This is a genomic window from Embleya sp. NPDC127516 (assembly GCF_044765325.1).
Classification (GTDB): domain Bacteria; phylum Actinomycetota; class Actinomycetes; order Streptomycetales; family Streptomycetaceae; genus Embleya.
In genome coordinates this window covers 1-23191 of record NZ_JBIWJT010000046.1, presented here as the reverse complement: position 1 = coordinate 23191, position 23191 = coordinate 1, and the positions used below count along the sequence as shown (strand labels likewise).

The 23191-nt window shown below is 69.2% G+C and carries 23 protein-coding genes; 9 read left to right on the top strand and 14 right to left on the bottom strand.

Annotated elements, in window-relative coordinates; genetic code table 11:
• Positions 1 to 93 precede the first annotated feature (93 nt).
• A complete protein-coding gene (locus tag ACIRL2_RS46890) occupies positions 94 to 2544 on the top strand; it encodes a Tn3 family transposase (RefSeq protein WP_402241192.1) in 2451 nt (816 codons plus the stop codon).
• A gap of 587 nt (positions 2545 to 3131) precedes the next feature.
• Here ACIRL2_RS46890 and ACIRL2_RS46885 read toward each other — a convergent pair.
• The 10 genes from ACIRL2_RS46885 to ACIRL2_RS46840 all read right to left on the bottom strand — a co-directional run bounded on the left by ACIRL2_RS46885 (position 3132) and on the right by ACIRL2_RS46840 (position 12888).
• Complete coding sequence (locus ACIRL2_RS46885) at positions 3132 to 3761, bottom strand: class I SAM-dependent methyltransferase (protein WP_395873502.1); 630 nt, start codon at positions 3759 to 3761, stop codon at positions 3132 to 3134.
• 1638 nt (positions 3762 to 5399) lie between these two features.
• Positions 5400 to 6338 (bottom strand): endonuclease/exonuclease/phosphatase family protein, encoded by a 939-nt coding sequence (locus ACIRL2_RS46880; RefSeq protein ID WP_402241189.1) that lies wholly within the window; start codon positions 6336 to 6338, stop codon positions 5400 to 5402.
• Between the two features lie 141 nt (positions 6339 to 6479).
• Entirely contained in the window at positions 6480 to 7373 is an 894-nt protein-coding gene (locus tag ACIRL2_RS46875; RefSeq protein ID WP_402241187.1) for a formyltransferase family protein, read from the bottom strand.
• Positions 7370 to 7696, bottom strand: coding sequence for a hypothetical protein (locus ACIRL2_RS46870; RefSeq protein WP_402241184.1), 327 nt, complete (start codon positions 7694 to 7696; stop codon positions 7370 to 7372). Before ACIRL2_RS46870 ends, ACIRL2_RS46875 begins: the two co-directional genes overlap by 4 nt.
• A 788-nt stretch (positions 7697 to 8484) precedes the next feature.
• On the bottom strand, positions 8485 to 9465 hold the full coding sequence (locus tag ACIRL2_RS46865; protein WP_402241182.1) for a hypothetical protein: 981 nt from the start codon (positions 9463 to 9465) through the stop codon (positions 8485 to 8487).
• Between the two features lie 184 nt (positions 9466 to 9649).
• Positions 9650 to 10483, bottom strand: a complete 834-nt coding sequence (locus ACIRL2_RS46860; RefSeq protein ID WP_402241180.1) for an SAM-dependent methyltransferase — start codon at positions 10481 to 10483, stop codon at positions 9650 to 9652.
• A 2-nt stretch (positions 10484 to 10485) separates the two neighbouring features.
• Positions 10486 to 10872, bottom strand: a complete 387-nt coding sequence (locus tag ACIRL2_RS46855; protein ID WP_402241178.1) for a hypothetical protein — start codon at positions 10870 to 10872, stop codon at positions 10486 to 10488.
• A gap of 5 nt (positions 10873 to 10877) precedes the next feature.
• Entirely contained in the window at positions 10878 to 11297 is a 420-nt protein-coding gene (locus ACIRL2_RS46850) for a hypothetical protein (RefSeq protein ID WP_402241176.1), read from the bottom strand.
• A 599-nt stretch (positions 11298 to 11896) separates the two neighbouring features.
• Positions 11897 to 12253 (bottom strand): hypothetical protein, encoded by a 357-nt coding sequence (locus tag ACIRL2_RS46845; protein ID WP_402241174.1) that lies wholly within the window; start codon positions 12251 to 12253, stop codon positions 11897 to 11899.
• Positions 12250 to 12888: an ATP-binding protein gene (locus ACIRL2_RS46840; protein ID WP_402241172.1), complete on the bottom strand. Its 639-nt coding sequence runs from the start codon at positions 12886 to 12888 to the stop codon at positions 12250 to 12252. Before ACIRL2_RS46840 ends, ACIRL2_RS46845 begins: the two co-directional genes overlap by 4 nt.
• A 254-nt stretch (positions 12889 to 13142) precedes the next feature.
• Between ACIRL2_RS46840 and ACIRL2_RS46835 the strand changes: the two genes are divergently transcribed.
• The gene (locus ACIRL2_RS46835) at positions 13143 to 14003 is read left to right on the top strand and encodes a helix-turn-helix domain-containing protein (protein WP_402241169.1); all 861 of its coding nucleotides are present in this window, start codon (positions 13143 to 13145) and stop codon (positions 14001 to 14003) included.
• The gene (locus ACIRL2_RS46830) at positions 14000 to 14203 is read left to right on the top strand and encodes a DUF397 domain-containing protein (RefSeq protein ID WP_402241167.1); all 204 of its coding nucleotides are present in this window, start codon (positions 14000 to 14002) and stop codon (positions 14201 to 14203) included. Before ACIRL2_RS46835 ends, ACIRL2_RS46830 begins: the two co-directional genes overlap by 4 nt.
• Before the next feature lie 1368 nt (positions 14204 to 15571).
• Here ACIRL2_RS46830 and ACIRL2_RS46825 read toward each other — a convergent pair.
• Together ACIRL2_RS46825 and ACIRL2_RS46820 are read right to left on the bottom strand one after the other, a co-directional pair.
• Positions 15572 to 15943, bottom strand: a complete 372-nt coding sequence (locus ACIRL2_RS46825; protein ID WP_402241165.1) for an ATP/GTP-binding protein — start codon at positions 15941 to 15943, stop codon at positions 15572 to 15574.
• Between the two features lie 434 nt (positions 15944 to 16377).
• The gene (locus tag ACIRL2_RS46820) at positions 16378 to 16905 is read right to left on the bottom strand and encodes a hypothetical protein (RefSeq protein WP_402241162.1); all 528 of its coding nucleotides are present in this window, start codon (positions 16903 to 16905) and stop codon (positions 16378 to 16380) included.
• Between the two features lie 742 nt (positions 16906 to 17647).
• On the opposite strand from ACIRL2_RS46820, the gene ACIRL2_RS46815 reads away from it, so the two are divergent.
• From ACIRL2_RS46815 to ACIRL2_RS46805, 3 genes are read left to right on the top strand one after another with little or no spacing between them, the layout of a single operon-like run.
• Entirely contained in the window at positions 17648 to 18187 is a 540-nt protein-coding gene (locus ACIRL2_RS46815; protein ID WP_402241160.1) for a DUF6879 family protein, read from the top strand.
• A gap of 15 nt (positions 18188 to 18202) precedes the next feature.
• Positions 18203 to 18499, top strand: coding sequence for a helix-turn-helix domain-containing protein (locus tag ACIRL2_RS46810; RefSeq protein WP_395873485.1), 297 nt, complete (start codon positions 18203 to 18205; stop codon positions 18497 to 18499).
• Positions 18460 to 18927, top strand: coding sequence for a Scr1 family TA system antitoxin-like transcriptional regulator (locus ACIRL2_RS46805; RefSeq protein ID WP_402241157.1), 468 nt, complete (start codon positions 18460 to 18462; stop codon positions 18925 to 18927). Before ACIRL2_RS46810 ends, ACIRL2_RS46805 begins: the two co-directional genes overlap by 40 nt.
• Before the next feature lie 185 nt (positions 18928 to 19112).
• Here the strand turns inward: ACIRL2_RS46805 and cyaB are convergent, their stop codons facing one another.
• Entirely contained in the window at positions 19113 to 19676 is a 564-nt protein-coding gene (gene cyaB / locus ACIRL2_RS46800) for a class IV adenylate cyclase (protein ID WP_402241154.1), read from the bottom strand.
• A gap of 15 nt (positions 19677 to 19691) precedes the next feature.
• A complete protein-coding gene (locus ACIRL2_RS46795) occupies positions 19692 to 20387 on the bottom strand; it encodes an XRE family transcriptional regulator (RefSeq protein WP_402241267.1) in 696 nt (231 codons plus the stop codon).
• A 103-nt stretch (positions 20388 to 20490) separates the two neighbouring features.
• On the opposite strand from ACIRL2_RS46795, the gene ACIRL2_RS46790 reads away from it, so the two are divergent.
• The 3 genes from ACIRL2_RS46790 to ACIRL2_RS46780 are packed head-to-tail and all read left to right on the top strand — an operon-like array spanning position 20491 to position 23032.
• Positions 20491 to 20892 (top strand): hypothetical protein, encoded by a 402-nt coding sequence (locus ACIRL2_RS46790; RefSeq protein ID WP_402241152.1) that lies wholly within the window; start codon positions 20491 to 20493, stop codon positions 20890 to 20892.
• Positions 20889 to 22010 carry an ATP-grasp peptide maturase system methyltransferase gene (gene tgmC / locus ACIRL2_RS46785; RefSeq protein ID WP_402241149.1) on the top strand — a complete coding sequence of 374 codons (1122 nt, stop codon included), beginning with the start codon at positions 20889 to 20891 and terminating at the stop codon, positions 22008 to 22010. Before ACIRL2_RS46790 ends, tgmC begins: the two co-directional genes overlap by 4 nt.
• Before the next feature lie 35 nt (positions 22011 to 22045).
• Positions 22046 to 23032, top strand: coding sequence for a phosphotransferase family protein (locus tag ACIRL2_RS46780; RefSeq protein ID WP_402241147.1), 987 nt, complete (start codon positions 22046 to 22048; stop codon positions 23030 to 23032).
• Positions 23033 to 23191 lie beyond the last annotated feature (159 nt).

Below are 23191 nucleotides of genomic sequence, written 5' to 3'. Positions count from 1 at the left end.
ACTGCACCGGCCACCTCGACGCGATGGTCGACACCGACGCCGGCGGAACGAACAGCACGGAGCAGCCACCAACCGCCCGCCCGACCGGGGACGATGCCGGGGAAAGCACAGAAGACGCCCCGGAAGACGCCGAAGAGGACATCGAGTCGGTGCTCGGGCAGATCAAGGCGCACCCGGGCAACGTCAGCCTCAACTCGCTGTTGGAGGAGGAGTCCAAGCTGCGGCAGGTGCGCGCGGTCGGCGTGCCCGCCACCGCGTTCACCGGCATCGGGCCCCAGGTCGTCGACGCGTGGCGCGCGCGTGCCTCCGCGTCGTCCCCGAGCCACCTGCGGCGCTTCGACCCGGAGGTACGTCACGTGCTGCTCGCCGCATTGCTGTTCCAGCGCGAGCGGGAGATCACCGACACCCTGCTGGCACTGGTCAACTCCACCGTGCACCGCATCAACGCCCGCGCGGAGAAGAAAGGTCACCGAGGCGTACACCGCGGAGTTCAAGCGGGTGCACGGCAAGACCGCGCTGCTGCGCCGCATCGCCGCCGCGTCCCTCGGCGCGCCGGACCGCACGGTTCGCAAGGTGGTCTACCCGGCCGCCGGCGGCGAGCAGACCCTCAAAGACCTGATCGCCGAGCTGAAGGCGACCGATGCGGCGTTCGCCCGGTCCAAGCGCGAGGTGTTCAAGTCGTCCTACACCAACCACTACCGGCGCGGCCTGATCAAACTCCTCGGTGTGCTGGAGTTCCGCTCCTCCAACGACCAGCACAAGCCCGTCATTGACGCGTTGGCGCTGATCAAGCGGCACAAGGACTCCACCGCCCAATACCTGCCGATCGGCCAGCGCATCCCCCTCGACGGCGTGGTGCGCAAGGACTGGCAGGAATTCGCCCTCCACGCCCCCGCCCGCGGCCCGCAGCGCGTGGTGCGGACCGTGTACGAGGCATGCGTCTTCCAGGCCCTGCGCGAGAGGCTGCGCTGCAAGGAGAGCTGGGTCGTCGGCGCCGACAAGTGGCGCAACCCCGACCAGGACCTGCCCACCGACTTCGAGGCCCGCCGCGCGGAGTACTACGAGAAGCTGAACAAGCCGGTCGACGCGAAGGCGTTCGTCGCCGAGCTCCAGCGCGAGATGCGCGACGCGCTGGGCACACTCGACACCGCCCTGCCGCTCCCGTGGGTGACCATCGGCGCGCGGCAGCGCGGCGGCGCGATCAAGTTCACCGAGCCGGACGCGCAGAAGGAACCCGCGAACCTCAAGCAGCTGAAGAAGGCGATCCGCCGCAAGTGGGGCATGGTCGCGCTCATCGACATCCTCAAGGAAGCCGCGCTCAGAACCGGCATGCGCAAGGGCCTCGCCCCCGCCGGCACCCGCGGCGCGATCCCCGAACCCGTGCTGCTGGAGCGGCTGCTGCTGGTGGCGTACGCGTACGGCACCAACTCCGGAATCGCGTCGGTCGCCGCCGGCGAACACGGGCACAGCGAAGAGGAACTGCGCTACGTCGCACGCCGCTACCTGACCGCCGTCGGCCTCAAAGGCGCGGGCGTCGCGATCGCGAACGCCACCTTCGCCGCCCGCAGCGAGGCGATCTGGGGCAAGGGCACCAGCACGGTCGCTGCGGACCCCACGCACTTCCGCGCGTGGGACCGGAACCTGTTCACCGAGTGGCACTCCCGGTACGGCGGCCGCGGCGTGCTGGTGTACTGGCACATCGAGAAGGGCTCGGTGGCGATCCACTCGCAGTTGCTGACCTGTACCGCGTCCGAGGTCGCCGCCGCGGTCGAGGGCATGATCCGGCACGCCACCGCGATGAAGGCGGCCGGGAACTTCGTGGACTCCCATGGCCAGTCGGAGATCGGGTTCGGCATCACCCGGCTCCTGGGCTACGACCTGCTGCCCCGGATCAAGCAGATCAACAAGGTCAAGCTGTACCGACCTGGCCGCGAAGACCAGGACAGCTATGCGGGCCTCGCCGACGCGATCACCCGGCCGATCCGTTGGGACGTCATCGAGCAGAACTACGACCAGCTCATCAAGTACGCCACGGCCATCCGGCTCGGCACCGCCGCGACCGAGGCGATCCTGCGCAGGTTCACCTGCACCGCCTCCCACCCCATCTACCATGCCATGCTGGAAGTCGGCCGCGCCCAGAAGACCAGCTTCGTCGCCCGCTATCTGCTCTCGCGAGACCTCCAGCGCGAGATCCAGGAGGGGCTGAACGTCGTCGAGGGATGGAACGGCGCCAACGACGTCATCTTCTTCGGCAAGAGCGGCGAACTCGCCTCCAACCGCCGCGACCAGCAGGAACTCGCGATTCTTGCCCTGCACCTGCTTCAGACCCCGCTCGTGTACGTCAACACGCTGATGATCCAGGACCTGCTCGCCGAGCCCGAGTGGGCCGACCGGCTCACCGACGAGGACCGCCGCGGCCTCACACCCTTGTTCTGGTCGCACGTCATGCCGTACGGCGAAGTCCGGCTGAACATGAGCAACCGCCTGGCCCTCGCCGCCGTCGGCGCTCCCGGCCCGGAAGCCCCCGAGCCCGCGGCGGCCTGACGACGCGTCACCCAAGCGGATCCCTGCCGAGCCCCAGGCTGCGGTGGTGCCCGTCCACCACCTGGATACGCCGCCCAGGAGCGCCGTCGCGATCGCCGCGCTGCTGCCTCTGTAGCACCGCGCAAGGCCGACCGGCCTCACCAAGAACCGACGGAAGCTACTCGCGGGTTACTTGTCGGTCTATGTGCTGCTCGTTAACGACACCCCTGCGTGGGACTTCCGGCGTCCAGGGCGACCCCCAAAGTGACGAGGCGGCTCACCCCCACCTGCGTGGGGACTTCCCGGATCGAGGGCCTGTTTTCGACAGGTTGTTTCGGAGCCACTCGGGCAACGTGATCGGGAGCCAGGTTGCTCCGTTCGTGGTGAGCGTGGACTGTTGTTCAAGTCCGGTTCGGGCAACGAGTTTGAGAGCCACCCCTTTCGGGTGACTTCGGGTGTGCCGGGATCGCGGTCGGCGTAGAGGCCCTTGGGTCCGCAATAGCGTGAGTGGGCCGGGCCCTCGCGCGGCCGTGTCCCTGACAGGCGTGGTGCGCGAGGGCCCGGTGGCACGCAGGTGGCAGCGCCTGTTCCGCTGCGAAGGCCATGCTCTAGCGGAGGCGGGCCAGCAAGTGGGCGTCGAGGAAGCCCCGCTCAGAGGCCGGGTCGTGGAGCAGCCGGGCGAACGTGACGAGCCCGGCCCGGGCCAGCAGCTCGGCGAACCGGTCCGCCGGCCAGCTATAGGCGGGCGTCACCTTGTGGTCGAAGCGGACCGGCTCGGGTCCGTCGGTCGCGAAGAACGAGGCCAGGAGCAGGCCCCCTGGTGCCAGGACACGCGCCTGCTCGGCGAGCAGCGCGGGTAGTTCCCCAGGAGGGGTGTGGATCATCGAGTAGTGGGCCAGCACGCCGCCGAGCGCGCCGTCCTCGACCGGCAGGGCCTCCATCCGCGCCTCGTCGAACCGCAGCGCCGGATGGGCCCGCCGGGCGTGGTCGACCATGGCCGGGGAGAGGTCGAGCCCGAAGGCGTCCAGCCCCAGGTCATGCAGCATGGCCGTCAGATGTCCGGGCCCGCAGCCGACATCGGCCGCCCGCGGGTTCCCCGTCCCACGCACCAGCTCGGCGAAGATGCCGATCATGTTCCGCGAGAACGGCTGCGTCTCCAGCCGATCAGCGAACAACGACGCATACAGCTCCACGACCCCGTCGTAGGCCGACCTGGTCTCCTCTTGATACTCCACCACGGGAAGGAAGCTAACACCCGCCGCTCGCAGCTGTTCTCCCGCCCTGTGCCGAATTCGGCGCCCGTCGCCGCGGACGCTCTCGGCTACCACGACAAGACCACCACCCGGCTCCGCAATGAGGTCGGTGGGACCTGCTCGCCGGCTCACCCCCACCTGCGCGGGGACTTCCGAAGGGGCGGCCCGATACCCGGGCCGGCCCCGGCTCACCCCCACCTGCGCGGGAACTTCCCGTGCCAGGGGTGGGCGTAGCCGGTCGGCAACGGCCCGCCCCACCTGCGCGGGGACTTCGGACGGCGGAACGCGGCCCTGGTCCTGCTCGGCGGCTCACCCCCACCTGCGCGGGGACTTCCCCAGCCCGAGCACACACCCCCCGGCGCGCACCGGCTCACCCCCACCTGCGCGGGGACTTCCCTTCCCGACCTGCACGTTAGCGGAGGCGTTACCATCCCGTGATCGAATATCGAGGTAATCAGGCAAAGCCTTGCCTGATTACCCACGCCGCCGCTCTCCGCCATGTTTCCCTTCATCGCGAAGAGCCTAGCTCGACGCCTTGGCCGGCTCTCGCCTTCTCGCCTGCGCAACGCCCACGCCAGCTCGCCCACGAACGTCCCAGGCCTGATGGGCAACGCCTTCATGAGCGTCCGGAGATGCGTCTTCAGCGGAACGGTCATCCAGGCAGCCCAACTTGCGAATTCCGAGCTCGTGGCCGATTCCGCGTGAGCGTTCCAGCGCCTGCATCGTCGGCCGGTCGACCCATTGAAACGGAGCAGTTGGGGGAACGGCCGGCCGCCGATGTTGGCCGCGCTCGACGAGGCGGGATTCGGTGACCTGCATCTTCTCCTCGAGTACGAACTTCCGGGCACCAACTGCGTCTGGACGCAAGGGTGCGGGGTCAAGCGCCTCCCGCACAGGGCGTCGCCGCCCTGGCAGTCGAGCTGAAGCAGTGGTCCACGCTGTACCCGTTCCGCGGTCGCCGGGCATGGTGAAGCCCTCCGGGAAGCATGTGCCTGGTCGCCACTCTGGGATCCGGTCTTCCGTCGGGGCTCACCCGCGAGCACAGCGTCGTCCTGCTCGACGAGGCGCACCGGATTCGACGCGACGGCGGCGTCCTGGAGGCGATGATCGAGCGCTGCCGCCACCGTCTTCTTTCAGGACAAACGTCAGATCATCCGACCCGGTGAAGGGGTCACGGTGGACGAACTCCGAGCCCTCGCCGCCGCAGAACTTCGTCACTTCGAACTCGCGGACCTCGAAGCGCAGTTCCTCGCCGTGTCTCCCAGCTGTACCAGTAATGGGTCGACGCTCTCTTCGACGCCGGCGGCCACGCCCACCCGTGGCCGGGCGAGGGCGAGGACTGCGACCTCGCCCTCGCCGATTCGACGGAGCAACTCGACTCTTGGACGGCCGCGCACGGGCATGAAGTGCGAGTACTCCGTCGTCATCATCGGGCCCGATCGTGTCCACAGGTCGGGCCCATCGAGGGCTACGTACCGACGACCTTCGATCGCCCTCGTTCCCGGTGCCGGACGGCCACGCCACCGCGAGGCAGGAGCACTCCTCGTCGCGGGGATGGCCCGGTCGGCTCCGCGACGCCGGTGACGCGGTGCACAGGGAAGGTGCGGGCCGTCCCCTTCGGGCTCACAGGGTCGCGCTCCGGGTCCGGTCCGAGGTGTGCTCGCGATCGGGGTGTGGCGCCGCGGCGCGACGCAGGACGTCCGCGAGGGTGCCGTGGTGGAATCGGGCGCGGACGGCGTGGTGGTCGGAGAGGCCGCTCATGTCGATGACGTCGACGTCGATCAGCGCGGGCAGGAGTGTCGTCGACAGCCAGAATCCGTCGACGGCCGCCGGGGGACCCTGCGCGGGCTTGGCGACGACGGTGGGGGCCAGCGCGGACATGCGTCGGTAGGTGCGGGCGATGTGGCGGGCGGCGTCCTCGGCGCCGGCGGCGAGCATCTCGCGGTCGGTGTGGGTGTCGGGGATGCGGGTGCCATCGGGGCCGCGGCGGGAGCGGTGGGTCTGGTGGACCCGGTCGGTGAAGGACTCGACGGCGGGCAGGGGCGGCCCGCCGGGGATGGGTGCGGTGTAGCTGTTGCGGTCGCCGCCGAGGATGGCCGGCAGCTTGACCGTGGAGCCGCTGTCGGTGATGTGCGTCTTGTCGAGGAAGCGGGTCAGGTTCTCCCCCTCGATCGCTCTGGCGGTGCAGGAGGAGTAGGTGAGGTGGTGGGAGACGCAGATGATCGGCAGTGTCTCTCCGCCGGTGTCGCGCAGGCGCAGGGAGCGCGCGGTGGGCTCCAGTTGCCATCCTCGGTCGTTCCAGCCGCGCGGGGATTCGAACACGGCCGGGTCGGCGTAAAGGGCGGTGGAACTGCCGCTGCCGACCCATCCGCGCATGCCGAGTACCGTCTCCGCCGCCTTGGCGAGTTCGCCTTCGTTGTCGAGGGCGTCCCACATCTCCTGCCGGAAGAACGCGGCGGGCCGCAGGGAGGCGAAGTAGTCGTGGGCCGTCCGCCATTTCCTGCGGTCGCCTCCGCCGTTGTTCTCGAAGTTGCAGGTGATCAGGTCGATGGTGGTGGTCACGGCAGGCCTTTCGTCGGTGTCGGGGGAATGAACCCGTACGGGTGTGGTGCCGAGGGGGTGGGGCGCGTGCCGGTGTGGCCGGTGTGGCCGTTCGGCGTGCTCGGCGCTGTGGAAAAAGGGGTGGCGGTGTGGGTGTTTCGTTCAGGTGTAGATGCGTGGATGTGCGGTGTTTACGGGCGCGGGTGTGGCGTCGGCGACCCATAGGGGTGCGCCGTTCGCGCAGTCGACGCGCCGGTTGCATGTGGGCGTCGGGGTCGGGCTGGTGCGGGTGATGGTGTGCCAGGCGCCGTCGATGCGGATGTGGGGTGTCCAGCGGAGGTAGCGCAGGGCGCGGGTGAGGTGGTGGAGCGTGAGAGGTGACTGCCCGCGGTCCAGGTAGCGGTCGGCGTGGTCCATGAACCCGGCCCACGTGGCGGCGTTCGGGTCCTGGAGGGTTCCCGGTTCGCCGCGTAGGACGGCGGCCAGGGCTTTCGGCAGGACTCCCCGCACGAGCCTGCGGATGGCACGGGCGTGGAGCGTCGCGGGGTCGAAGTCGTCGTCGGGCGTGGGCAGCGTGTCCTGCGCGAGGACGGGGCCGGAATCGTAGGTGTCGCCGTTCATCCGGTGGACGCTGAGGCCGATCCGCGGGTCGCCCATCCGCAGGGCCCAGGAGATGGGCGAGGGTCCCTGCCATCGGGGCAGCAGCGAGGGATGGCAGTTGATGCCGCCCCCGGGCAGCGTGTCGACGACGAACGGCGGAAGCAGCGTCGGGTAGCCGCACACCACCACCATGTCCACTCCGAACAGGCGCAGCGCGTCGGGGAGGTCGGCCGCGGGCAGGGCGAGGACACCCATCTCCGGGGGTGTGGCGGCGCGTACCTTGGCCAGTCGGGTGGCGGGATCCGTCTCGCGGGTGCGCTCCCGCCAGAGCACCGGGGGGACGACGGCGAGCACCGGCAGGAAGCCGGAGCCGGCGCAGGCCTGCCGCATCATCTCCAGGATGTCGATGCGTGAACTCGCCAACGCCACGCGCAGGGAGGGGCGTTGGGCCGTCACGGGGTCCCCGCTGCGGTGGAGTCGGGGGTGGGGGCCGTGGCGGGGGTTTCGGTGCGCTGCCGGGTGGCGGTGCGGGAGGGGTGCGCCCGGTACCGCTTCATGGTGTTGGCGTGGGCGGTGACGCGTCTCCAGTCGACGCCGCGCCGCTTCGCGAGGACGCTCAGGCCGACCAGGATGTCCGCCGCGACCCGGATGAACGCCGTGGGGCTGGTGGTGTCCAGGACGGCGTCGACGCGGTTGTGCAGGTACTGGCGCCGCCGGTGTGCCTCGGCGGACGCCGATTGCGGCTGCGCAACGGTCGAAGGGTGTGGGGGCGGTGGCACGGGCGGGGTTGTGTCGGTTGGTGGTGTCGGGTTCACGAAGGGCTCCTGGGAGAGGTCTCGGTGGTGGGCACGGCGGGCCGGCGGGTTCGCTCGACGGGTTCCTTGTTCGGGGCGGTGACCGGGGAGGTGGCCGCCGCAGGTCGCGGCTGCCTCGAAGCGCGGTTCGGGGCACCGGTATTCATCCATCGCAACCGTGGGGCCGGGGGTGCGCGGGCCCACCCCGCGTGGGCCACGCAGCGAGCCGGGCGGCCGTGGCCGGCGCACACGCCCGCGGCCACCCCCGCGTTGCCGGGCCTCCGCCGGCTGCGGCGGGAGGGAGCGTGTGTCGGCGCAGCCGAGGAACGTGAAGCGCGGGCACCGAGCCGCCGACAGGGGAATCCACGGGTGGCCGGATTCGCCTTCGTCGGGCGCCGAGTGCCGGTCCTCGTCAAAGTGCGGCAGCCGGGCGGGGCCGGAGCGAGGGGCTGCCGGGCGCCGGGCACGGCAGCGTGGCGGTTCGCGGGTCGAGCCTGGCCGGTGCCCGAGGAAGGCGTTCGCCGTGTCGGTGAGGCCGGATCGTGCGGGGCCTGGCCGAATGTCGGTGATCGCGGGTCGAGGCCGAGCACGCGCCGCGTGTTCAGGGCCGTCTCCCCTGGGCGGGTGAGGAGTTCGCGCCAAGTCGGTGGCTGTTGGTCCGGGTGTGTGGCCTCGGCGGTGAGGTCGTCGACGACCGTGCGGTCCGGGCGGCGCGCCCGCGGATGGGCGTGGGCGTCGCGGAGACGGGGGCGTGCGAGTGTCGGACTCGCTGTTCACCGTTCCGCCTGGGTCGGGGAGGTCGCGACGGCGTCGCCGGTGTCGGTCGTGGTGGCCGAGGGGGTGCTGCGGTGCGCGGCCCTGGTCGCGGCCCGGTGCAGGTCTGCGAGCCGTGTGTGGAGTTGGGCGGCGGTGGGCCGGTCCAGGGGATCGATGCTCAAGGCGGGGGTGAGGATTTGTTCGAGCGCGGGCCAGGCGAGGGGGCTCGGGACGCGGGACAGGGGTGCTCCGTCCGCGATGGCCTGCCGGCGTTGGGCCGGTGTCGGCGGGCGCCCGCCGTAGCCCTTGCGTACGGCGACGGCCGGTTCACCCGTCCAGGACATGCGGAGGGTGGCGGCGAGGGCGTACACGTCGGCGGCGCGAGTGGCCGTCGGCCGGCGGCGGGCGAGAACGGCGGAGGCGATCTCGGGGGCGGCGCAGTCGACTCGGCATGTCGTGTACGGGTAGGCGGCGAGGAGGTCGGCGGGGATGGCGCCCAGGGGGCCGTGCGCGGAGGCGTAGTCGATCAGGCGGGCCCCGGCGGGGGTGTGGATGCATTGGGCCGGGTGGAGGTCGGCGTGGATCCACCGTTTCGCGTGGAGGTCGGCGACGGCGCCGGCCAGCTCGACCGCCCAGCCCAGGGCGCGCAGGCGCATGATCCCGCGCTCGGCGCCCCGGACTCGCAACGACGCCCAGTGCTGTTCGGTGGTGGCTCCCTGGTACCAGGGTGTCGCCAGCCACGAGCCGGTGGAGTGTTCACCGTGCCAGGGGCGTTCGCGGACCAGGTCAACCGCGTGGAGGGCTTCGAGGGCAGCGGCCTCGCGGTCGACGATGCGGGTGCCGAGGCCGACCTTGACGGCGAGGACGGTGTCCCCGCCCGTGATCCGCCACACCGGCACGCGCGAGGAGTCGGTGATCAGGGTTGCGGTGGGTGCGGGGCCGACCCTGGGCCGGAGGGCGTTCGTGACGTCCGGGGGCAACGTGGCGGTGGTGGTCACCGGGACTCCGATCGAAGGAGGTGAGGACGGGACGGACGCCCGCGAGGGGGCGGTGGGCGAAGAGGCCGTCGGAACGTGTCGTCCGGGGCCGGGACGAACGCGGCGCGAGGGCGAGCGCGAGCGCGAGCGCGAGGAGAGCGGGCCGGCCGGCGGCCGAGGCGATGTCCGGTCGCCACTGCGGCCCTCACGTGCCGATGCGTCGCGCCGGCGTCGAGGCGTCGAGTTCGCTGACGGCGGCGTAGCAGGCCACGGCCTCCTCAGCTGCGGGGCTTCGCGGGTCCGCGTGCCATCGGGCGGCCGGTACGAGGCCCGGGGCGATGGGTGTTCCGGGCACCAGCGCGAGGATTTCGTGCCGTGTGCGCGGGCGCAGCGGGATGCCGTGGATCCGGTACACGCGGGCCACCGCCGCCGTGCGGGAGTGCAAACCGGTGTCGCCCGACAGGTGGGTCATCACGACGTGACTGCCGGTGGGCAGGCCCGCGGTGAGGCAGTGGAGGACTCCACGCGGCCCGTACCGGTACGGGAGGTGCTGAAGGAGGGCGCCGACGACGACGGCGACGGGCTCGGTGAGGTCGAACATCCCGCAGACCCGGCCGTGCCCCCAGATGCCCTCCGGGAGCAGGGGTGACGCCCGAACACAGGCGACGAGGCCGGTGTCCGTGCTCGACAGGGCGCTCTGCAGGGCGTGGACAACCGGGTCGTCCTCGACGTAGATGACCCGGCAGGTGGCGTCGACCGCGTGGGCGACGTCGTGGACGGCGCGGTCCTCGAGCGGGACGCCCTGCGCAAGGTCGACGAACTGGCGTACTCCCGCCCGCGCGAGGTGGCCGACGGCGCGCCTCGTGAACAGCGCCGCGTCCCGGGCCGCCGTCCACAACCGCGGGTGGACCGCGAGCGCGGCGTCGGCCAGGGAGCGGTCGGCGGAGAAGTTCGTACAACCGCCCGCGAGGTAGTTGTTCACCCGGGCCACGTGTGGCCGGTCCAGGTCGAGTTCGATGGGGAGGGAAGGCGCGTGCACGGCTACCGTTTCCTGATCGGGAAGGGGACCCTGGCCGAGCAAGGGGCGGGTGTCGTTCCTGCGCGGGGCTTGCTCTCGAACCAGTCGCGACCCGGCGGCCGCGGCACGGTGGGACGCAAGGCGGGGGCGAGCCGCACACCCGGGTCGAAGATCCGCCACGGACCGGGACGCTCGCTGCCCTGCTGCCACAGCTGATGAAGCACCCCGGCCAGGCCGGGCCTGCGGGCCGCCGGCACCGCGTGCAGGTGCCGGGGCACACCGAGATACATGGCGCGCAGGGTCTCGACCGCCTGCCCGGCGGTGACGGTTCGCGTGCGCCCGCCGACACTGACGACGAACCGCAGTAATCGAGACCGGTGATGCCCTACACGCGGAATCGCGCTGCGCATCCCCCTCACCCGGCCACGGGAGGTGGGGTCCAGACGGGCGCGGTCAGACGACGCCGGGCCGGTGGGTCTCCCACCAGCGGCAGACGAGCCGGATCGTGGGCGACGGGCGCACCGCTGTCCCACGCCCGACGCAGACCGCGCAGCCAGTCGATCGCCCGCTGCGCCGAAGGGAGTTCGTGATCGGGCATCAGCCACAGCCCGGCGCCGGTGGGTTCGTCTTCGAGGCCGGTGCGGATCAGGGCGAGAGCGAGTCCGGTGACCTTGGTGTTGTCGACGACGGCGAAGGCCGTCTCCGCGACCGCGCGTCTGCGCGAACTCGGTGTGCGGGGCAGGTCCCAGGTGTCGGTTTGACTGTCGAGCGCCGTGTCGAGGTCCGCCCGCAGGGTCTGCCACAGCGTCAGCGGCAGGGTCCAGACCCGCCCCACGGGCGCGTTCGGCGACGCGGGCCACCAGACCCGGGCGCGTTGTCCACGGGAACGATCCCGAGAGCCGCGATCACCGCCGCGGCGTTGGAGGCCGGCTTGCACGGCCACGCGACGCCGCAGTGTGCGCATCGATCGCCGACGTTCCGGTGCTCTCGGCTCACCGCGTGCGTCAGGCGATCCTGCATGACGTACGGGTCCTCGGACCGAAAAGGGATCGGCCCCCTACGCGTGAGCACGTCCTCGCCCTGGGGACGGCGGCGCTTGGCCATCGAGAAATCCTCCGAACGGTGGGTGGGCTTAGGGTGTTCGCGGGTGGCAGACGAATCTCCGTTCTCCGTCGAGACGCCCACCACCCGCCGTCGGAGTGCCGTGGATCCCCGTGCGGGCGCTCCGTGGCCCCGGCTCCCTGCAGGCGGGGGCGAACGCAAGGATCGGGGCGAAGGAGAAACTGGGGGTTGGACACCAGCCCGCAACGGCGGCCTGCGTCCGACCGGCCGCGCTGAGGGGTAAAGGCGCGGCCCGAACCCGACGCAGGAGGCGGCGAAGCGTCAACCTGTGCCGGGAAAGAGGGCGGCATCCGGTCGCACCGCCGAGGTCACTCAGAGATGCGTGAAGCGGATCGTGCCCGTCGTGCCTTCGACATCACTTCGCGCGAACTGGGCGTGATCCTCGCCCAGTTCGGCACTGATCGCCGCGTCCAACGCCGCCGGACCGAGACCGGGGAGAAGGGACGCGGCCTCGAAGAGGGCGAGCGCGGCGTCGTGCATGTGCGTGCGCTCGCAGTACGCGAGAGCCTGGACGACGGTGCGGCTGTCGAGCTCCAGCCGATCCCTGAACCACCACCGGCCGTCGGCGAGCCACACCCACCGCACGACGACGACGGCGCCCGGCGCCTGCCGGGGATAGGCGGTGAACGCCCGGCGTGGGGACGGGTCGGCATCGAAGAACGTCTTCACGAAATGCCTTCGAGTCGTCGCTCGCGCCTGTTGAAAAGTCGCGAGTGGATGGGTCCCGCTGCGGCTGCTGCGCGCGGAGGGTCCGGACACCCCTCACTCGAACTGCGGCCGAAGGGTGGAGCTCCAGGGTTGAGAGCACGCGAGTCGCGGTGCCATGTCGGCCGGTTCCCCATTGCTTCACAGTGGCCCTGCGTTCCGAGAGGAACATCCGGCAACGTGAAGCTGGCCGCGACCCACTTGCCGTCGTGGCCCCCTTTGCGAATCGACCCGTACGCCAGGCGATCCGCGAGGTTGGCGACGATTGCCAGACCTCGCCCCGCTTCGGCGTCCACGGGCATGGCGTCCTCGTCGCACGACCAGCTGAGTTCCTCGGCGTCCGCCGTATCCGTGACGGCGAACGTCAGCGTGTCCCCCTCCACCCACCAGTGGATTGCGATCTCGCCGGTCGTGTGCTTCCAGGCATTGGTGGCCAGTTCGCTTGCCGCGACGAGCACGGCGTCCAGCCAATCGGTATGGGCTTCGATGGAGCGATCGATGCCCATGGCGGCACACACGTCGATGACGTACGCGCGGGCGGTCTTCGCTACGACCGTCGCCCTGGGCAGGTGCAAGTAAGGGACTGAGGATGACGTCATGCCGAACTCCCTTGGGGCAGGGGGGCTTTGCTCGTCGGATGCGCCTTCTCGCCGCGATCACTTTCCGTGGCCTGAAGGTGACCTCAGGATAGGAGCAAACAGGTTCCCCGCAATAGGTATCAGTGAAATTTCACCAGATCTGATTGCGGTCTGTCAGGATCCTTCGAGTGCCAACGTCGCTGCCGGGAGCGACGGCTCAAGGACGTGCGGCAAGATGACCTCGACGGACTGCCGGCGAGGATGAGGGAGAACGCGTGGCGCACACACCGGAACCGACCCGGCTTCGTGTGGCGCTGGGCAAGCGCATGCGGACGTTGCGCGAACAGTCGAGCGTCACGGCAAAGCAAGCGGCGGCGGTGATCGACGGCTCCGTGCCCAAGATCAGCCGAATCGAGACCGGCAAGTCCGCGCTGAAGCGCATCGAGATCGAAGCACTCCTGCGGACCTATGGCGCCGATGACGAGATGATCACCGACACCTTGATCCTGATGGAGGAAGCCAAGAAACCGGACTGGTGGGAAGACGAAGCGTCCGTCGTTCCGATCGGACTTGGGCAACTCTTCAACAGCGAAAGCTCCGCCAAGACCCTGCGAACAGTCAGCAGCACGATCGTTTTCGGCATGCTCCAGACCGAGTCCTACGCCCGCGCCATCTTCGATGCCCACTGCCCTGACGACTCCGAGGACGTCAAGGCACGTCGAGTGAAGCTGCGGCTGCGACGGCAGGACCTGCTCAACCGAGACGACCCGCCGCAGTTGACCGCGCTCATCGACGAAGCCGCGCTACGACGCGAAGTCGGCAGCCGGGCCGTCATGCGGGAGCAGGTCGAGCATCTCATCGAGATGGACAAGCGACCAACGATCACGATCAAGGTGATCCCGTTCAGCGCAGGAGCACACCGGGGCCAGATCGGCAGCTTTCTCTGGCTGGAGTTCCCCGAAGACGATGCCACGGACGTGATCTATTCCGACAACCCGTCGGGCAACAGTTACTTCAGCCGGCCCGATGAGGTCGCAGCCTTCGTCAGCACCTTCACGAGCATCGACAAGCTATCTCTCGCGCCGGCCGACACCCGGCGTTTCCTCCATAAATTGACGATGGAGTACACGAAATGATCAGTCCTGTTCCTCACCCGAAGCACCCGACCGCTGTGTGGACCAAAGCTGATGCCTCGGGCCAGGGTTCGGACTGCGTCGACGTCGCCAAGCTCGGGGCAACAATGGGCATCCGAGACTCCAAGCGCCCCACGAACGATGTGCTCACGTTCTCGGTCGACAGCTTCTCAGCGATGACCGGAGCCCTGACCCAGTCCTGACCAGAGTCCCGGCCGGGGAGAACTCCTGCGGAACCGAACCATCCTGGTGCCCGGAGTGCCAGACAGTGACCGAGGGCGTCGGCCGATCCGCTCGGATCGGCCGACGCCCTCGGATTCGATCCGGCCCGCGTCTGTCCCGCGTGCTATCCGGAAGCCTCAGATCATGGGCGCGTCTCTGCGACGACGAATGGCCAAGTTGAGCGTGAAGTCGGCGTGGGCGCGGTGGTCATCGGCCACCACGGTTCGGCCTCCCCGAGTTCGTCATGTACGTCCGCCACGGCCTCCAGGGCCTCGGCCAAGGCGGTCTTCGTCTGTTGGTCGACCCCGCTGGCTCCGTCCGCGAACTCGGTGGCGTTCGAGGCTCCGCCCACGCGTTCCGCACGATGGCCAGAGCCTCGCGTGCACGCGGTAACGTCGCCGCCCGACGGCTTATCTCAACTCGCGTGGGGACTTCCAGCGCGTGATCAAGCGCTGGATCTAATCGCGCGGCTCACCCCCACCTACGTGGGGACTTCCCGATGATGGCCCACCGCCCCCACAACGTCGCCGACTCACCCCCACCTGCGTGGGGACTTCCTCGTGGTCGTGGTCGCTCACTAGACGTTCACCGGCTCACCCCCACCTGCGTGGGGACTTCGGGATCTGGGTGAGGGGCCCAGGTCATGTCGCGCGGCTCACCCCCACCTGCGTGGGGACTTCATGCACCGTGAAGGAATCCTCGCCCTGCTCGACGGCTCACCCCCACCTGCGTGGGGACTTCGGCGGCGTCAACGTCACCACGATCGAGACCGACGGCTCACCCCCACCTGCGTGGGGACTTCCACCCCGCACTCCAGGGATCGTCACGCGTCGGCCGGCTCACCCCCACCTGCGTGGGGACTTCTTGCTCCCGCCTCCCGGCGGAGTGGGATCGAGCGGCTCACCCCCACCTGCGTGGGGACTTCACGGTCACCGTCGGCGGCACGGCGGCACCCGACGGCTCACCCCCACCTGCGTGGGGACTTCACCACCTGCACCTGCCACTTCGGGGTGCCGTCCGGCTCACCCCCACCTGCGTGGGGACTTCGCGTGGTCCTGGGCGCCATCCTCGTAACGGCCCGGCTCACCCCCACCTGCGTGGGGACTTCTCTTCCTGACCTGCGGGTTCTTGAAGGCTTTGCCGATTCGTGATCTTAAACGGGACATTGCGGCAAGACCTCTGCCTGAATTCGCTCCGGGTGAGCGACTCCGCGTAGAGGGCAGCATTATCGAATGGTTCATCCTGTTCACGGCATTGGTCGCGTAGATGGGTACGTCGGTTCAAGGTACGGGCACGGCACCGGCAGACAAATGGCCCGCGCTGGGCCGGGGGCGTGGCTTGAGTGCGGGTCAGGAGGTCAGTGCCTGCATCTCGCCCACGCGGATGTCGCCGACGGTGGTGGTGCGGGTGGCGGCCAGGGTGCCGGTCTGTCCGCCGCCGGCCCAGGTGATGGTCCAGTGGGTGGTGGCGGTGACGGTGTGGACACCGGGGCGGGTGTACGTGTGTCCGCAGTCCGGGCTCGGTTGCGCGCCCCGCGCCGGGCTGTACGGAGTGCCGGGGGTGGTGCAGGTGACGGTGGCGCCGTCGCCCATCATCCAGGTGATGTGGTCGACCCGGGCCGTCGCGGTCACCGACAACCCGGGAACCGCCGCGGTCGCCGTCGCCGGACCCCACGCGGCCGGAGTGGCGTCGACCCACAACCACGTGGGCAGGCCAACCAAGCCGGTCTTCCCTGGACCCGGAGTGAGATGCACCGCAGGCGCGTCCAAGGGGATCTGAGCCGAGGCCTGGGCACCGAGCTCCGCAGGGGTCGGCGGCGGGGCCGCGTTACCACCGCCGCCCGAAAAGGGATCGATGGTGCCCATGCACTGGGCCGCGTTCAAGACGAACGCAGCGCCCGGACACTGCGTGTCGTCCGGATCCTTGGGATCCACCGCCACCGGAGCCGTGCCCGTTCCTGCGGGCACCGTCGAACCGCCTCCGCTTGAGCCTGTGCCGGGCTTTGCGGTGTTGTCCGGAGTCTGTACGTGTATGGATACGCCGCGAACGTCCGTTTCCACCTCCGTATCGATCGGGGGTTTCGGCTTCGGCGTTTCCTCGGCGACGGCAGTTGCGGTCCCGATGAGAAGAAGGCAGATGCTCAGGCCCAAGGCCTTTAACATGTTCGATCCCTCTCCGACCGCATATCCGCGATCTTCCACCCGTCGTTCGTGGTCGTAAGCGTGAAGGTCTTGACGTAACGCGGCGATTGTGGGGGAGCAGTGAAGGGGCTGCCGTCTCGATTGGTGACGTATCGCCGACTGACGTCCATACAGTCGACGATGGTCACCGATGGAGTGCTCGCGCTCAACGAGACCGTAACGGTGGGGTTCAGTGGGCCGTCCGGACCATGCGTGGTGATCCCCTCGGCGGCGGTCTGCTCCGCAGCGCGCCGCAGGAGGTCGGCCGCCCGACCCGTTGCGAGGCGAGTCACAGTGGCCTCGTCGATGGGCGTTCCTCCATCTATCTCCAACTGATACGCGCGCCACTGTTTGTAGACGTCCAGGGCCTGGACACCAGCGGTGTCCTCGGGACGCGGCGCGGGCGCCTGGGTCGACGGTGGAACGGACGTCGGACCCGACTGAGGCTTGTCTTTGCCCTCGTCGCTGCAGCCACTCACGACCAGCGCGGTGACCAGCGCCACTATCGCGGCCACTCCCGTACTGCGCCTCACACGCCCTCCCCCATCGGCTGACTACACACCGTACCGAGGAGGTGCCCCACCGCCCACACCCGTGACCATCTCAGTCACGTGATCATTCTTCGCCTTTCAGGAATAGACGGCTGGATCGGGCAAGCGCAGGCGGTCCCTGCTCCGGCTTTCAGTGATGGACATCAATCGGGTCGTCAACCGGATCCTCATCACCGCGACCCGAATCGGATGAAGCCACAGATAACCGCCGTGCCGGGTTGCCAGAATTCACCTGCGGGGAGGATCGTGCAGAACATCGTGTACATCCGCCGATCGGGGGATCAGGATGCGCCTGGAGTTCGTGGCGATCGACCCGGATACCCGGGATGGCAATTGCCCCACCGTCTGGGTCGAACGGGACGCTGGGGAACTGGTCCTTCAGGGCTGGAACGCCCTGCCGGGACACGCGACCGAGCCCCTTCGTGAAGGGGAATCGATCGTCCGACTGCCCGCACGTATGACGCACGGCGTGCGGACGGCGTGTGACATCGCGGAGCGGTGCACCCCGGCTCCCGCGGCCGACTCGGCTACCGCGCCGGCGGTGCGAGTCGACACTCGAACCGGGGAACTGGTCGTGCGAGGCTGGGACGCACCGGCGGACATCCTCGCGGGCTGCTTGGAGACGGGGGCATCCCCGAGAGTGAATCGGTGGTGCGGCTGCCGATTTGGACGGTAGACGCGGTACAGAGGGCATGTGACATCGCTGACGGCCTGGTCTCCGGATCAGCCTGACTACCCGGCGCTGCTGGACGATTGCCGTTCCTCGGCAGTGCACATGGAGATGCGCGACGCGTACGCGGTCTCCCACGAGGACGAGGACTGGTCGGCGTGGTTGGCAAGGGACCGCGACCCCGCGCGCAACGAGGAACGATGGTCGCCGTTCTGCGAGGCGATGGCGCGGGCGACCGCGCGCGGCGTGGTGGCACGGCGGCTCCGAGTCGTCTCCACGCCGGTCACGGAGTACGCGAAGTTCGAATACGCCGGTACCCCGGCCAACGTGCGCGCCGGGGAACTGGTTCGGTGGCTTCCCAGAGCCGATGCCCGGGAACTGCTGCTGCCCGCGCTGGACTTCTGGGTGCTGGACGGGCAGCGGCTGCTTCTGCACCACTTCGACGGCGACGGCGGATGGCTCGGTCACGAGTTCGACGACGACCCGGACCTGGTGGGGCTCTACGCAGGCGCGTTCGACCGGCTATGGCATCGCGGTACCCCACACGAGGACTTCAAGGTCTGAACCACCGTCTCGATCATGGCCAAGTCCCCGTCCTCGGCCGCGCAGCATGCCCGTGAGACACTGGCGGCCCGGCTCAAGGAAGTAATGCTCCGCGCCGGCCTGGACGGCGTGAAGGTGGCCGCAGCCGCCGGATGGCACGCTTCCAAGTCGTCGCGGCTCCTGACCGCGACGACGCTGCCCAGCGTGAACGACATCCGGGTGTGGTGTCGCGTCTGTGGCACCACAGGACCAGGTCGACGACCTCGTGGCCGCGATGTTCACGGTCGAGGTAGATGTACTCGTCGTGGAAGCGCCGCGAACGCGGAGGGCTGACCCGCCTCCAGAACTCCTACCTACCGCTGTACGAACGCACCCGAACGTTCCGCACCTACGCCTCGGACATGGTGCCCGGAACCCTACAGACACACGACTACGCGCAATCGCTGTTCGCCACCCTCTCGCGGTTCCGGGGCGTACCGGACGACTCCGAGCGAGCCGCCGCGGCGCGGGTGGAACGATCGCGGATCATGCAGCGTCCCGGACGGCGTACGTTCGCGTTCCTGCCCGAGGAGGCGGTGTCGCACCATCGAACCGCGAACGCCCAGGTGATGTCGGGGCAGCTCACCCACTTGCTCGCCGTCATGACGTATCCGCAGGTGTCCATCGGGATCATCCCGTTCGCGGTCAGTCCCGTCACCGCGCCGGCCGCCGGGCGGTGTGGGCGATGGAAACCTTCAGCCTGGTCGGACCGTCACGTGTGAATCATGCCTCTGACCTGCGTCGGAGCAATTTTTTAAGATCGATTCCGTTGACAGTGTTGCGAGCTTGGCAACAGTGACGTGCACCAAAGCCATCCCGATCACCCCTGTGCATCATCCGGAACAGCATTCCGAGCGAGCGCAAGCCCCCTCCCCGACGGAGAATTCCGATCTGACCATCGGTTGGGTTATCGCCCATCGGAGCGCCGGGCGGCCACAGCGTCCGTGTAAAGCTCGGTGGTCAACGCATCGTCACCGATCCCCAGACTCTCCAGCACGTCCCGCACTGTGGCCAAGACGTCCGCGACCTGGTGGTCGGCCTCGACCAGGGTCTCGATCTCGATGAACGTCTCGTCCAACTCGGGGACGCGCACGAGCGTGGCGAGCAACCGGTGGCCGTCCCGCTCGAGGTCGTAGTTCCGGCAGCGCTTCTCGAACTCGATCGTCGGCGTGTACCCGAGTCCACGCAGCACGGCATGAGCGGCGGCAGCGTCCTCGACGCGCGTCTCGTGCTCCGGCTTCGATCCGGACGCCTCGTCGACCCGCGCGCCCTTGTACGTCATCATCGAGATGGTTTCGGCTCCGTGTACGGTCCTGATCCGCAGCTCGCGGTCCCCGGCCGTGAGCGTGCGTTCGGGATCGTCGTAGTACGTGTCCTGGTAGACCTCGGGGCGTCCGGCCGCCAGCTTCTCCAGGGCGTCGAGGACGTGTTCCGGGTCGCGCACGCGGGCCTTCAGCTCTGCCTCGATCATCAGGTGTCCTCCCACTCAGGCGGGCAACAGCGCGCCTTCATCCATGAGTCCGTCGAACATACGGCGAAACCCCCTGTACAGGGGGCCGTATGGCGTCTCCATGACCTTGTACAGCGCCGATTCGTGGCCCTCCCAGCCCGAGTCGAAGGCGGACACATACACGACCTTCCCGACCCGGATCAGACGCCATGTGGGGAGCGACCGGTACCAACGGATCTCAACGTCACACACGTCGGTCAGATCGCGGAGCCGGGCCGCGGTGAGACGCACTCCGTTGGCCATGCTCTCTGCGGATTCACCGATCTCCGCTGCTCGGTCGGCCAGCGCCGGGCACTCGGGATCGAGGAGGAGCACGCGCAGACGCAGGCGTTTGCCATCTGCTCGAGTCAAGGAGCTACGTAACAGCGAGTCGTTCAGGCCGATCAGGCCCAGCCCCCGGACTGCCAGCACATCCAGTTCGTCGGTCGTGCGCGCTGCGCGTTGGATCTCGTCGGCCGCGGCAGCCTGTTCGGTGAAGACGCGCACAACCTCCGGGAAGGCGGCCAGGTCGAACGCTCGGCCACCGCCACAAGCTTCACGCCGAGAGGCCAAGCCGAGCAGGTGCCGGGCATCGTCCGGCATGCCGAGACCGTCGGCGACGCGTTCGAACACGTCGAGCTCGCGGACCGTGCGGCGGCCTTTGATGAGCTCGTTGACGCGGCCCTGGGTCATGTCCACGGCCGTGGCGATACGTGCCTGACTGGCGCCGCTGAACTCCCTGCACGCGGGTTCCTACGACGTTGACCGGCGCCCCGCAGGCATATGGGCCGCGACCGTGGAACCCGGCGGGATCACCGACGCGCTGACAGGTTGCGCGCATCTGTTTCAGGCGCGCGTCGACAAGGTCGCCGACATCAGAGCGACCGTGGTCGGTGAGCGGGTTTTCTGCGCCCGGATCACCGCGCCCCGCGGAGTGCTCGACTGGCGAGCCGCGTACAAGTCCCTCACCTACACCGTTGTCATGTGCCCCCGCGAACTACACGTCGGCATGCGTCGGTTCCTTGCCGACTTCGGGCTGAGCTACGGGGCGTTCGACTTCGCCGTGACGGCGGACGGGACATGGCGGTTCCTGGAATGCAACCCCAACGGCCAATGGGGGTGGGTGCAGCACGAGACAGGCTTGAAGATCTCGTCCGCGCTCGCCGACCTCCTGGAGAACGGAGAGACCAGAACATGAGCGACGACGAAGCCGAGAAGCTTCGCAATCGGCTCGCCGGCAGGCTGGCTACCGACGGGGTACTGCGTTCGCCCGAGTGGGAATCGGCGGTGCGCGCGGTACCCCGGGAAACGTTCCTGTCCGGCGGATGGTTCGAGTACGAGGATGGCGGCTGGTATCGGCCGACCTCGATCACGGACGGCACAGGCACACTCGGGCGCGTCTACGAAGACGCCACACTTGTTACTCAGCTCGGCGGGGTCGTCGTACCGCGCCACGTCGACGGGCGAATCACGCAACCGCCGACGTCGTCAAGCACACTGCCGAGTCTGGTCGTGCGGATGCTCGAAGAACTCAGGGTGCCGGACGGCGCACGGGTGCTCGAAGTCGGAACCGGAACCGGCTACTCAACGGCGCTCCTCACACACCGACTCGGCGACGACCGGGTGACGAGTGTCGAAGTCGACCGGGACGTGTCGGCAAGCGCCGGCGTCGCCCTTGCGGGGCTGGATCTTTGGCCAACCCTGGTCGTGGGCGACGGACTCGCCGGCCACGCCGCGGGGGCGCCATACGACCGCGTAATCGCCACGTGCGGAATCAAGACCGTCCCCGATGAGTGGATCGCACAGACCCGCCCCGGAGGAGAAATCCTCGCCCCGATCTACGGCGGATGGATGGGGGCGAGTGAGCTGGTACGGCTCACGGTCGCCGACGACGGCACCGCCGAAGGGCCCATGCTCGGCGGGCAAGTCGGCTTCATGATGGCCCGACCACAGACCCCGCCCCCGCTGGGCACGTTGCCCAATCTCGACTCGGGAGACGAGCAACCGACCGACCTCGGCGCCGACGCACTGAACGACTGGACAACCCGGTGGGTCGGTCAGTTCGCCGCGCCGACCGCCCAACGGCTCACCCTGTCGAAACACGGCCTACCACTGCATGTCCTGGTCGACGTCGAAGCCGGGTCGTGGGCGACCGTGTACGAACGCAACGGTCGGTGGCTCGCCCGGCAGGGTGGACCCGCCCGACTGTGGGACACGATCGCCGAGCGCGTGATCGAGTGGCGCGCGGCCGAGCTGCCCGCCGAGAGTCTGCGGGTCCACGTCGGGCCGAACGGACAGCGTCTCGTCTGGGAGTAGACCGAGCTGCATGCGCGCGGGGCATCCTGGGCGGCATGGACTTCCAGCCGGTTGAACGCGCCGTGGAGGCGTTCCAGCAGTCACTGACCGCGGAGGAGATCGGTAAGGTCTGTCGGCGGGCCTTCGGGGACGCCGCCGTGCCAGTGTCCGCGACGGAACTGGGCATGGGCATGTACAACAACGTCTACCGCGTCACCCTGGCCGACCGGGTTGGGCCGGTGATCCTGCGCGCCGCGCCGGAGGAGGGCCGGCAATTCCGCAGCGAGCGGCACCTGATGCGGAACGAGTACGAGAGCTTGCCGTGGCTGACGGTGATCGCGCCGCTGATGCCGAGGGTGCTCGCCGCGGACTGGTCGTACGAGGTGATCGGCCGGGACTGGATGATCCAGACCCACCTGGACGGCATCCCGGCTCCGGAGCACCTGGGAACGTACCCGCGTACGGCGTGGCCGACGTTCTTCCGCCAGATGGGCGCCATCGCCCGCACGGTGCACGACGTGCGCGGCCCGTCCTTCGGGCCCGTCACCGGCCCGGGGTACGCCGCGTGGGGCGAGGCGGTGATCGCGTCGCTGGAGGAGATCGCCGCCGACCTGGACGCAGCCGGCCTCGATGCGGCCGACGTGCGCAAGGTCGCCGCGGTGGCCGCGCACGACCGCGGCGTGCTCGACGAGGTCACCGAACCGAGGCTGCTGACCGGGGACCTGTGGACGGTCAACGTGATGCTCGACGCCGGGGCCGCGGAGCCCACGATCACCGGGGTGCTCGACCTGGACCGCACGTGGTGGGGCGACCCGGCAGCCGACTGGACGATCCGCATGGCAACGGCGAAGCGGGACGAGCGCGTGGCGTTCTGGAAGGCATACGGACAGCGGGACCGCTCCCCCGCCGCGGTATGGCGTTCACTGGTCTACGAGGTTCGGCACCTGGGCGCCGTCCGGCTGGAACGCCACCGGCTGGGCAACACCGCCGGAGTGAGGAACACCTACGACGCCATGGCCGCCGTTCTAGCCGACCTGAGCTGACGTTCCCCCACCCCGGCCGACGCATCCCATCGGCGGTGTCAAGGCGTTGTGGGGAAGGATTGCCTTAAGAAGTCGTTTCATTTGGCATATTGGCGGTAGCAGATCAATGCGGCAGCGATGCTGACGAACGCGCCGAAGTGCGCCGCCTTGACCTCGTAT